Source organism: Streptomyces sp. NPDC050147 (assembly GCF_040660195.1).
Lineage (GTDB): Bacteria > Actinomycetota > Actinomycetes > Streptomycetales > Streptomycetaceae > Streptomyces.
Genome location: NZ_JBFALJ010000020.1, coordinates 119188 through 129915, shown reverse-complemented (window position 1 = coordinate 129915; position 10728 = coordinate 119188). Strand labels below are relative to the sequence as shown.

8 protein-coding genes are annotated in these 10728 nt (G+C 70.9%); 3 read left to right on the top strand and 5 right to left on the bottom strand.

Going from position 1 to position 10728, the window contains the following annotated elements; translation table 11 throughout:
- Positions 1-33: 33 nt before the first annotated feature.
- Positions 34-1326 carry an enterochelin esterase gene (gene fes, locus AB0I94_RS27790; protein ID WP_363312416.1) on the bottom strand — a complete coding sequence of 431 codons (1293 nt, stop codon included), beginning with the start codon at positions 1324-1326 and terminating at the stop codon, positions 34-36.
- Positions 1327-1569: 243 nt separating this feature from the next.
- Between fes and AB0I94_RS27785 the strand changes: the two genes are divergently transcribed.
- Positions 1570-2352, top strand: a complete 783-nt coding sequence (locus AB0I94_RS27785; RefSeq protein WP_363312415.1) for a hypothetical protein — start codon at positions 1570-1572, stop codon at positions 2350-2352.
- Between the two features lie 93 nt (positions 2353-2445).
- Here AB0I94_RS27785 and AB0I94_RS27780 read toward each other — a convergent pair whose 3' ends face one another.
- The 4 genes from AB0I94_RS27780 to AB0I94_RS27765 all read right to left on the bottom strand — a co-directional run bounded on the left by AB0I94_RS27780 (position 2446) and on the right by AB0I94_RS27765 (position 7359).
- A complete protein-coding gene (locus tag AB0I94_RS27780) occupies positions 2446-3126 on the bottom strand; it encodes a response regulator transcription factor (RefSeq protein ID WP_363312414.1) in 681 nt (226 codons plus the stop codon).
- Complete coding sequence (locus tag AB0I94_RS27775; protein ID WP_363312413.1) at positions 3123-4286, bottom strand: sensor histidine kinase; 1164 nt, start codon at positions 4284-4286, stop codon at positions 3123-3125. The genes AB0I94_RS27780 and AB0I94_RS27775 overlap by 4 nt, the downstream gene beginning before the upstream one ends.
- A 143-nt stretch (positions 4287-4429) precedes the next feature.
- Positions 4430-6688: an MMPL family transporter gene (locus tag AB0I94_RS27770; RefSeq protein WP_363312412.1), complete on the bottom strand. Its 2259-nt coding sequence runs from the start codon at positions 6686-6688 to the stop codon at positions 4430-4432.
- Between the two features lie 194 nt (positions 6689-6882).
- Positions 6883-7359, bottom strand: a complete 477-nt coding sequence (locus tag AB0I94_RS27765; protein ID WP_363312468.1) for a MarR family transcriptional regulator — start codon at positions 7357-7359, stop codon at positions 6883-6885.
- Positions 7360-7539: 180 nt separating this feature from the next.
- Between AB0I94_RS27765 and AB0I94_RS27760 the strand changes: the two genes are divergently transcribed.
- Together AB0I94_RS27760 and AB0I94_RS27755 are read left to right on the top strand one after the other, a co-directional pair.
- The gene (locus tag AB0I94_RS27760) at positions 7540-9018 is read left to right on the top strand and encodes an MFS transporter (protein WP_363312411.1); all 1479 of its coding nucleotides are present in this window, start codon (positions 7540-7542) and stop codon (positions 9016-9018) included.
- A 382-nt stretch (positions 9019-9400) separates the two neighbouring features.
- Positions 9401-10576 (top strand): N(5)-(carboxyethyl)ornithine synthase, encoded by a 1176-nt coding sequence (locus AB0I94_RS27755; protein ID WP_363312467.1) that lies wholly within the window; start codon positions 9401-9403, stop codon positions 10574-10576.
- Positions 10577-10728: the final 152 nt, after the last annotated feature.

Below are 10728 nucleotides of genomic sequence, written 5' to 3'. Positions count from 1 at the left end.
GCAGCTCCGCACGGAACTCACGGCACTCGAGGGCTACGCGGCGGCGGTCGCCGCCACCGACTCCCCCTCGGATTCCGCACCGAGCAGCCCGACAAGACCGTCCGCCAGCTCGGTGCGCCAGCACAGGTAGTCGTGCCCGCCGTTGAACTCGCGGTACACGGCGTCTTCGTACCCCTTCTCCCGCAAGGTGGCCCGCAGCCTGCGCATGGCGGGCAGCGCGACCCACTCCTGCTCGCCGGCCGAGAGCCAGAAGCGGACGGGCAGCCGCTCGCTCTCGGCGATGCGTCCCGTCAGCCACTCGGAGCGTTCGAGGTCGGGACCGTCCGGCCACCAGAAGGACCCCGACTGCGCCAGGACCCGGCCGAACCGCCCCGGCGCCATCACGGCGGCGTACGCGGCGGTGAGCCCGCCGAGGCTCTGACCGGCGACGACGGTCCTTGCCGGATCATCGGTCAGGGACAGCCGCTCGCCCGCCCAGGGCAGCAGCTCGGTCTGCAGGAACCGGACGAACCGTTCGTTGCAGGCGAGTTCGGCCCAGCGCTGGTCGGCGCTCAGGGATTCGGGCAGCAGGGCGGCCAGGGGCGGGATACGGCCGTCGGCGATGAGATTGTCCAGGAGCGTCGCGACATCCAGGCCCGGCTGCCACATCTCACCGTCCATGAGCACCAGGACGGGCAGGTCACGCCCACCGCCCGGCGGCTCGTACAGGTGCACCCGCCGTTCGTTGCCGAGGAGTGCGCTCCGGACGGTGTGCGCGCTGACGGTGCCGCGGGCGACGCCGTCGCGGCGCTGCCAGTCGTCGCCTGCCGGCGCCTGCGGCAGCTCGACGTACGAGACCGGATCGCCGCCCCAACGCCGGGTGAGCGTACGCGAGTTGAGCGGATCGGTCCGCTGCTGTCCCCGTAGCCAGGGCCAGTACGCGGCGTCACCTTCGGGGCCGCCCCCCTCGTCCACGCACAGGCTGTAGGTCGCCCGCCAGTCCGCGCGCATCCGGATCGACCAGTGCCAGACGTCCGTGCCCGGCACCCGCTCCATCAGGTTGGGGGCCATGTCACGCGGGTCGACGATCTTGTTCGGCAGCACAAGGACGGCGCGTGTCGCGTCCGTGCCGCGCCACAGGAAGGTGACCACCCGGTGCTCGTCGTCGCCCTGCGGATCCGGCTCTACGACCGGCGCCCCGCCGGCCGCCCGCACGGCGCACCAGAAGTCGCCGCCCCGCTCCACGGCCCGGCCCACCCACGCACTGTCCGCGCGCTCGACAGGCCGCGGCCGCGGGATGCGGGGCGGTCGGCGGGTCGCCCCGTCGGGAGGAGCGGTGAGCGGCATGGGGGAGCCTCCAGGGGTCACTGCGTACGCACGGCTAAGGGTGACCTTACTTGAGCCGACCATCCCTGGGACGACCAGGTCCGGGCCACGTCCGACGACCCCCGGGCCAGCGGTACATTGCCGCCTATGTCGATACCGAACCCCCAGCCCAACCAACCGAATCAACCGAATCAACCGAATCAACCCAACCCGCCGAACCCGTACCAGCAAACCCCGAATCCGTACCAGCAGCCCCCAGGCGCCGTGCCGCCCCCAGGCGCGCCGCAGCCCTTCGGTCAGCCGCCCGGCCCGTACGGACAGCAGCCGGGCCCCTACGGCCAGCCGCCCGCACCGCCGGCGCCGCCGTCCGGCCCACGCAGGCCCACGCCCGGCTGGGTGTGGGGCATCGGCGGCGTCGTGGTCGCGTCGGCCCTGTGGGCGGGCGGGCTCTTCGCCACCGGCAACCTCGGCTCCGAGAGCTCCGGCAGCGGCGACGACGCGAAGGCGGACCTCGCCGGATACCAGTACGCCAAGAACCTCTGCGACGTCTCCCCTCTCGACGCCTTCAAGAAGAAGTACGAGATCGACTCGGACTCGACCTCGACCACCCGTTACGGCTCACGGCAGAAGGGGCTCGATCAGAGCTACTGCAGCCGCAAGCTCAAGGACCCGGAGGCGGACGCCGACTCGTATGCGAGCATCTACGTCTACTCCACCGCCCGGTGGCACAAGGCGACCGACCCGGAGGGCGAGTTCGCCTCGGAGCAGAAGGCCTACGAGGACCAGTCGCAGAAGACGTACACCTACCAGACCAAGGCCGTGAGCGGCCTCGGCGACGAGGCGTACCTGGTGACCGACATGAGCGGCACGGGCGACGACGACCTCAGCGGCATGACGCTCGCCGTGCGGGAGGGCTGGTTCACGATCGAGACGCGCTGGAGCTACTACGGCGGCGCGGACGACAAGACCGAGCCGCCGACCGCTTCGGAGGTCGAGGAGATGCTCAAGTCCGACACGCGCGCGGCGATGGACGGTCTCAAGAAGTGAGGGACCGGCTCAAGCAGCGACGCACGGGTTCGGGAGGTCCTGAACCCGGCAAGACCTGAACCCGGCAAGTCCTGCGCTCGGCAAGTCCTGCACTCAGCAGAGGGGCGGCGCCGGGCGGACGAGGCCCGACTGGTAGGCGATGACGACCAGTTGGGCGCGGTCACGGGCATCCAGCTTGGTCATGGCGCGCTGGACGTGCGTGCGTACCGTCAGCGGGCTGACGAAGAGCACCTCGGCGATCTCGGCGTTGGACTTCCCCTCGGCGACCATGGCCATCACCTCCCGCTCGCGGGCGGTGAGCGCGGCGAGGCTCTCGGGCGGCGCCAGGTGGCCGCCGGGCTCGGGGGTGGCGAGGAAGCGGGTGATGAGGGCGCGCGTGGCCGACGGGGAGAGCAGCGATTCGCCCGCCACCACGGTGCGGATCGCGCCCAGGAGTTCGTCGACACCCACGTCCTTGCCGAGGAACCCGCTCGCTCCGGCGCGCAGGGCCTGGGCGACGTACTCGTCGGTCTCGAAGGTCGTGAGGATGAGAACGCGGGTGGCGGCGAGGTCCGGGTCGGCGCAGATGCGGGCGGTCGCGGCCAGGCCGTCGGTGCCCGGCATGCGGATGTCCATGAGGGCGAGGTCGGGGCGGTGGGTCCGGGTGAGTTCGAGGGCTTCCTCGCCGTCGGTGGCCTCGGCGACCACCTCCATGTCGTCGCAGGAGTCGATCAGGATGCGGAAGGTCGCCCGGAGGAGGGCCTGGTCGTCGGCAAGCAGGACGCGGAGGGTCATGTGGTGCGGTTCTCTTCCGGGTTCTCGGGGTGCGGCGGCAGGTGGGCGGTGACTTCGAAACCGCCTTCAGGACGGTGGCCGGCGTGCAGGTGACCGCCGACGGAGTGGGCGCGTTCCCGCATGCCGATGAGGCCGAAGCCGTGTCCGGCGGCGGGTATGCCGGGGTCTGTGGGACGGCCCTCGTCGGTGACCTTGAGGGTCAGGCCGTCGGGGGCGTGGCTCAGATGGACGTATGCCGTCTCCGTGTGGGCGTGTTTGCTGACGTTGGTGAGTGCTTCCTGCACGATCCGAAATGCTGTCAGATCGACCGCCGCCGAGAGCGGCTGCGGCTCACCCTCCGTGGTGATGGTGACCGTGAGCCCGGTGGAGGCGAACGATGCGGTGAGGTCGGCGAGCCGGGCGAGTCCTGGGGACGGCTCCAGGGGGGTGTCGGTGTCGCTCGCCTGGCGCAGCAGTCCGACGGTGGCCTTGAGTTCCCGCAGCGCCGTCGCGGTGGTGCCGGTGAGATCCGTGAGGATTTGCTTCGCCTGGCCGGGATGGGTGGCTGCGAGGTGCGCGGCCGTACCGGCCTGGGCGTTGGCCAGGGTCAGGTGGTGGGCGACGACGTCGTGCAATTCCCGGGCGATGCGGATGCGTTCGGCGTGGGCGGCGCGGACCTGCAGCGACTCCAGGTAGGCACGGCGCAGCTGCACGCCGCTGCCGAACACGGCTGACAGCAGAATCCAGGCGACGGGGTTGAGGGTCTTGAGCAGCAGCGAGTGGTTGACGGCGTCCGCGAACAGGGCCGTGGCTCCCACCAGTACGGCGACGGCGAGCGTGTACCCGCGGGTGACCTGCCGGTCGCTGGCGGCAGCCAGCCAGTAGAGCGCCACCATGACCGGGCCCAGGAGCAGCGGCGTCAGCAGGAAACCCAACGCGCTCGCGCCCATGGCGCAGATCGTGGTCACGGCGACGACGACGCGGGGACGACTGCGCTGCCACAACAGGGCCGTGCAGCCGACCGCCGAGATCAGCACGCCGGTCCACCACGCGGGCCGGTGGGAGGGCTCGGTGGTGCTGAGCACGCTGCCGGAGAAGGAGACACCGAACAGCAGCAGCGCCACGGCCGCGTCGGCGGCGCGTGGATGGGCCGCCGCGTGACGCTGCCATCTTGTGAGCATCGAGTTCTCCGATCAGGGTTCTTGGGCCATCGTCGGCCACGCGGCGTCCCGACGGGCGCAGGGCCGCCCCGTGTCCCGCACGGGCGGTCCTGCGCCCGGCCGGTCCGCCGGGCGGTCCGTTACGCGGTTCGTGACACGGTTCGTCAGGTCCGCACCGACTCGCGATCGGCCGTCCGGGCGGGGGCCGGAAGGACGGTGGACCGGCGGCTGAGCGCCTCCCCCTCCACGTCGACGCGGGGCAGCAGCCGGTCCAGCGGACGCGGCAGCCACCACGCCGCCCTGCCGAGCAGGGCGAGGACGGCGGGGACGAGCGCCATGCGGACGACGAACGCGTCGAACAGGACAGCCACGGCGAGTCCGAACCCGATCGCCTTGATCATGGACTCGCCGGCGCCTATGAACCCGGAGAAGACCGCCATCATGATCAGCGCGGCCGCCACCACGACACGCGCGCTGTACCGGAAGCCGCTGACGACCGCCTGGTCCGGCCGGTCCCCGTGCACGTACGCCTCGCGCATGCGCGCGACGAGGAACACCTCGTAGTCCATGGCGAGCCCGAAGACGATGCCCACCAGGAAGATCGGCATAAGACTCATGACCGGCCCGGTCTGTTCGACGCCGAGGAGCCCGGCCCCCCAGCCCCACTGGAAGACCGCGACGACCGAGCCGAGGGCGGCGCCGACCGACAGGAGGAAGCCGAGGGCCGCCTTGACCGGTACGAGGACGGAGCGGAAGACCACCATCAGGAGCAGCACGGCCAGCCCCACCACGACGGCGAGGTACGGAATCAGCGCGTCCTGGACCTTCTGGGCCATGTCGATGTTCATCGCGGTGGTGCCGGTGACCTCGAAGGTGGCCCCCTGGGTGGTGGACTCGATCCCGGAACGGTCGCCGCGGATGCCGTGGACGAGGTCCTTGGTCTTCTGATCGGTGGGAGCGGCGGCCGGCACGGCGGTGAACATCGCGGTGTCACCGGCGGGGTTGAACCGCGCGGCCGATACGGACACGACCCCCTCCGTGGCGCCGACGCGCTGCTCGATCGTCGTCACCGCGGCCTTCGGGTCGGCTGCCCCCTTGGCATCGACGACGATGGTCAGCGGTCCGTTGAACCCGGGACCGAAGCCGTCGGCCAGGGCGTCGTAGGCGCGGCGTTCCGTGGTCGAGGTGGGCTTGGACTCGTCCCCGGGCATGCCCAGCTGGAGATCGAGCACCGGCAGGGCGAGCGCGCCGAGCCCGGCGACGGATGCGAGGAGCACGGGGACGGGTCGGCGCAGGACGAACCTGGCCCAGCGGGTGCCGCCGTTGCCCTCGCCACCTTCCGTGGACCCGCCGCGCTTGCGGGCGAAGCGCGGGCGGGGGAAGCGCGTGCGGGAGGAGGGCTTGCGAGTGGAGCGGGAAAGGACGGCGTCCGGCCACAGGCCGAGCAGGGCCGGTACGAGGGTGAGCGCGATGACGACGGAGACGACGACCGCTCCGGCGGCGGCCAGACCCATCTTGGTCAGCATCGGAATGCCGACCACCGAGAGCCCGGCGAGCGCGATGACCACGGTGAGCCCGGCGAAGACGACCGCGGAACCGGCCGTGCCCGCGGCGAGGCCCGCCGCCTCCCGGGGCGCGTGCCCCTTGGCCCGCTCTTCCCGGTAGCGGGAGACGATGAACAGGGCGTAGTCGATGCCGCAGGCGAGGCCGAGCATCGTGGCGAGGGTTCCGGTCGTCGCGGAGAGGCCGAACGTGCTGCCCAAGGCCAGGATCGAGGCCATGCTGACGCCTACGCCGATGATCGCGGTGAGCAGCGGAAGCCCGGCCGCGGCCAGCGAGCCGAAGGTGATCAGCAGGACGACGGCCGCGATGGCGACGCCGATCCCCTCGGCCGCCCCGCCCGCCGCGGGCTGGGTGGCGAGCGCGTTTCCGCCTGCCTCGACGGTCAGGCCCGCGTCCCGGGCCTCCTCCATGGCGTCCTCAAGGACGGTCTTGCTGCGGTCGGTGAGGGCGTCGGCCTCCACCTCGTAGCTGACCGTCGCGTACGCCGTCGAGTCGTCCTCGCTCACCGCCCGCACCTTGAAGGGGTCGGCTGCCTGGGCGACTTGGGGCCCGTCGGCAGCCTCGTCCACGAACTTCTCGACGGCCCTGCGGTTCTCGGTGGCGGTGACCTTCTGCCCGTCTGGGGCGACGAAGACGATCCGCGCGCTCGCCCCGTCGGCCGCGGCCCCGGGGAAGCGCTGCTCCATCAGGTCGAACGCCTGCTGGGACTCGATGCCCGGCATGGAGTTGCCCTCGTCCGGGGCGGCGGGCGCCGTGGCCGCGCCGAAGCCGACGGCACCGAGGACCGCCGCCCACAGCAGGGCGACGTACCAGCGCCGCCGGAAGGCCAGACGGCCAAGGCGATAGAGAAGAGTAGCCACGGGCAGAGGTCTCCAGATCTGGTCTCGGGTACCTCCACAGGCTCTCCGGGCGCAGGGGGTCCGGTCGTCGTACGCCTGCAGTCAATTCGGCGTACTGATCTGGCAGTACTCGGGCCCGCCTCGTCATCCGCGGGAGTAGTTCCCCGCGGACCGCGGACTGGAAGGGTTCACGGGCACCCGCCGACCAGAGTGGTTCACGGGCGCGGCCAGGGGTGGCCCTCCAGGCGCTCGATGTCGGTGTTGAAGCGCTGGAGAAAGCCCGCGAACGCCGCCACGTCCTCCGCCGACCAGTCGTCCATGACCTTTTCAAGGCCTTGGGTGTACTCGGCCCGGTCGGCGTCGAGTTGGCGCGCGCCCTCGGCGGAGATGCGGAACTTGCGGGCCATGCCGCCGTCGGGGTCCGGGATGCGCTCGACGAGACCGCTTCGCATCATGGCCGCGGTCTGCCGGTTCAGGGTCGAGGCGTCGAGGCCGAAGGCGTCGGTGAGCTGGCCGATGGACATGGGTCCGTCCATCTGGATGCGACTGAGCAGGATGTACGCGCTGCGGTCCAGGCGCCCGCCGGAGGAGCGTGTGCGGGGGTTGAACAGGTGTGAGTGCCGTCCGAGCAGCATCGTCTCGAATTCGACCCGCCGCACTGGCTTCTCCGTGCGGTCGGCGAGCTTGTCCATGCGGCGACCGGGCTTTTCCATGAGGGCATTCTACTAGGCGTATGCATCATGCACTCTATATGTATAGTGCATATCGCATTGCCGTCAGGTCGTCCGCCTGATGGCCCTCAGCTCACCGGACAGTCCGGAAGTCGCCTGGAAGTCGTCCAGGCGCTGCCCGGAAAGCCGAAGGAGAAGCCAGTGGTCAGCTCGAAGCCCGATGCCCGCCCCGAGGTCCGCCCCGATGTCCGCCCAGGGCGTGTCGTCGGGGTACTCGCCCTCGCGGGCATCGTGGCCGCCGTCATGCAGACGCTGGTGGTGCCCCTGATCGGCGACCTCCCTCGCATGCTCGACACCAGTCCCTCGAACGCCTCTTGGGTCGTCACGGCCACCCTGCTCTCGGCAGCGGTGGCGACGCCCGTGGCCGGGCGGCTCGGTGACATGTACGGCAAGCGGCGCATGCTGCTCGTCTCCGTGGTGCCGCTTGTCATCGGCTCGGTGGTCTGCGCGCTGGCCTCCTCCGTGGTGCCGATGATCGTCGGCCGCGGACTGCAGGGCCTCGGCATGGGTGTGGTGCCCCTGGGCGTCAGCCTCCTGCGTGATGTGCTGCCGCCCGAGAAGCTCGGCTCCTCCATCGCCCTGATGAGCGCCTCCATGGGCGTGGGCGGTGCGCTCGGCCTGCCCTTCTCCGCGGCGGTCGCCGAGAACGCCAGCTGGCGCGTGCTGTTCTGGGTCGCCGCCGCCCTGAGCCTGCTGGTCGCCGTCCTGGCCTGGCTGTTCGTGCCCGCGGGCCGGGCGGGCACCGGCTCGGCCCGCTTCGACGTGCTGGGCGCGATCGGCCTCGGCAGCGGCCTCGTCTGCCTGCTGCTCGCCGTCTCCAAGGGCTCCGACTGGGGCTGGACGAGCGGCACCACACTCGGCCTGTTCATCGCCGCGGTCGTCATCCTGCCGGCCTGGGGCCGGTGGGAGCTGCGCAGCGACGAGCCGTTGGTCGACCTGCGCGTCACCGCCCGGCCGCAAATCCTGATGACCAACGCGGCTTCGGTGCTCGTCGGCTTCGCGATGTACGCCCAGTCGCTGGTCGTTCCCCAGCTGCTGCAACTGCCGGAGGCCACCGGCTACGGCCTGGGTCAGTCGATGATGGCCATGGGGCTGTGGATGGCCCCGGCGGGCCTGATGATGATGGCCCTCGCACCGCTCGGCGCCAAGCTCTCGGCCGCCCGCGGCCCCAAGGTCACCCTGGCCGTCGGCAGCCTGGTCATCTCCCTCGGCTACGCCTCCTCCATGCTGCTGCTCGGCTCCACCTGGGGCCTGCTGGCCGTGACCATCGTCTGCAACTCGGGCGTCGGTCTGGCGTACGGGGCGATGCCGGCGCTCATCATGGGCGCGGTCCCGCAGGAGGAGACCGCGTCGGCCAACAGCTTCAACACCCTGATGCGCTCGATCGGCAGCTCCGCGGCGGCGGCCGTGATCGGCGTGGTCCTGGCCCAGATGACGACGGACTTCGGCGGCCACTTCCTGCCGTCGGAGAACGGCTTCAAAGCCGCCATGCTGATGGGCTGCGGAGTGGGCCTCGCGGCGGCGGTGGTCGCGGCGTTCATTCCCGTACGCGAGGTGGAAACCGGCCCCGACACCGAGACGGCCACCGACCCGCGCCCGGCGTCCGAGGCCACGGCCTGAGCCCAACGGGGGCGTGCTCGCGGCGGTGGTGAGCACGGGTGCGCGACCCTCCGGGACGCCGGCAGGTTACATTTACAGCACCGAGCGCACCTCGCACGCCGTCATCCGTTTCGGCGTCGCCCTCGGGGAACGGCAATGTCGGAGCACGTCGCGTCCGGCCGGAAAAGAGCCGCCCCATGCTTTCCTGCTCGAACTGTCGCGCCGTCGTCCGCACGCCGTTCCGCGCCCCGCAGTAGCTGCGTTCCTCATTCCCGAGGCTCTCCGAGGCCTTCCGAGGAGCTCCGGCACCTCGCCCGATGCCGCCGACAGGCGCCGGGACGCCGTCTGCGCGGGACGCAGCAGTGACGACAAAAACGACGAAAACTAAATGACGAGGACGTTCATGGGCCTGATGAATCTGGGAGTGCTCGCCTCCTCCCACAAGGAGAACGAGTTCCGGCTGCCGTTGCACCCCGGCCACCTCGACCGGATCGCGTCGGACGTACGCGAGAGAATCTTCCTCGAAGAGGGCTACGGCCAGCGGTTCGGCATCGGCGACGAGGCGCTGCGACCGCTTGTCGCCGGACTGCGCTCCCGCGAGCAGATCCTCGCCGAGTGCGACATCGTGACGCTGCCCAAGCCGATGCACGAGGACGTCGCCGCGCTGCGCGAGGGCCAAGTGCTGTGGGGATGGCCGCACTGCGTCCAGGACGAGAAGATGACGCAGATCGCCATCGACCGACGGCTGACCCTCATCGCCTGGGAAGCCATGAACCACTGGACATCCACGGGCGCCTTCAGCGTCCATGTGTTCCACAAGAACAACGAACTCGCCGGCTACTCCTCGGTGTTGCACGCCCTGCAGCTCGGCGGGCTGACCGGAAGCTACGGACGACGCCTGCGCGCGGTGGTCATCAGCTTCGGTGCCACGGCGCGCGGAGCGGTCACCGGCCTGGGCGCGATGGGGGTCTCCGACGTCACGGTGCTCACCCAGCGCGCGGCGGCGGCGGTGGCCTCACCGATGCCGTCGGTCGTGATGGGCCATTTCGCGGAGCAGGAGGACGACCCTTCCCGCCTGCAGGCACTCACCGAGCCCCGCCCCGTGCCGCTCGCGGAGTACCTCGCCGGGTTCGACATCATCGTCAACTGCGTCCGGCAGGACACCGACGCGCCGCTGATGTTCGTCACCGAACAGGAACTCGCCTCGTTCCGGCCGGGCACCTTCTTCATCGACGTCTCCTGCGACGAGGGCATGGGCTTCGAATGGGCCCGTCCGACCTCCTTCGGAGAGCCGATGCACACGGTGGGACCCGGCTGCCACTACTACGCGGTGGATCACAGCCCGTCCCATCTGTGGAACTCCGCCACGTGGGAGAACAGCGAGGCGCTCCTCCCCTACCTGCGCACGGTCATGGCCGGTCCCACGTCCTGGGAGACCGACGCCACGATCAGGAACGCCATCGAGATCCAGGACGGCGTTGTCCTGAACCCGAAGATCCTCTCGTTCCAGCACCGGACGGCCGCCTACCCCCACGCCGCTGAGACCCCGGCGCCGCGCGCCTTCATACAGCCGACCTGACGGCTCCTGGCCGCGCGGGGCTGAGAGCCATGTGGGGCTGAGAGCCGCGCGGGGCTGAGAGCCTCGTGCGACTGGGAGACGACCACGAAAGCGTGGGGGGGGGGGGGGGTGAACGGCGGGGAGAGCCCGCCCCCCCGAGATATTTGTTGTTG

Coding starts and splice junctions, on each gene's coding strand:
- fes (WP_363312416.1), bottom strand. CDS start 1,326: ATGCCGCTCACCGCTCCTCCCGACGGGGCGACCCGCCGACCGCCCCGC.
- AB0I94_RS27775 (WP_363312413.1), bottom strand. CDS start 4,286: ATGCTCACAAGATGGCAGCGTCACGCGGCGGCCCATCCACGCGCCGCC.
- AB0I94_RS27780 (WP_363312414.1), bottom strand. CDS start 3,126: ATGACCCTCCGCGTCCTGCTTGCCGACGACCAGGCCCTCCTCCGGGCG.
- AB0I94_RS27755 (WP_363312467.1), top strand. CDS start 9,401: ATGGGCCTGATGAATCTGGGAGTGCTCGCCTCCTCCCACAAGGAGAAC.
- AB0I94_RS27765 (WP_363312468.1), bottom strand. CDS start 7,359: ATGGACAAGCTCGCCGACCGCACGGAGAAGCCAGTGCGGCGGGTCGAA.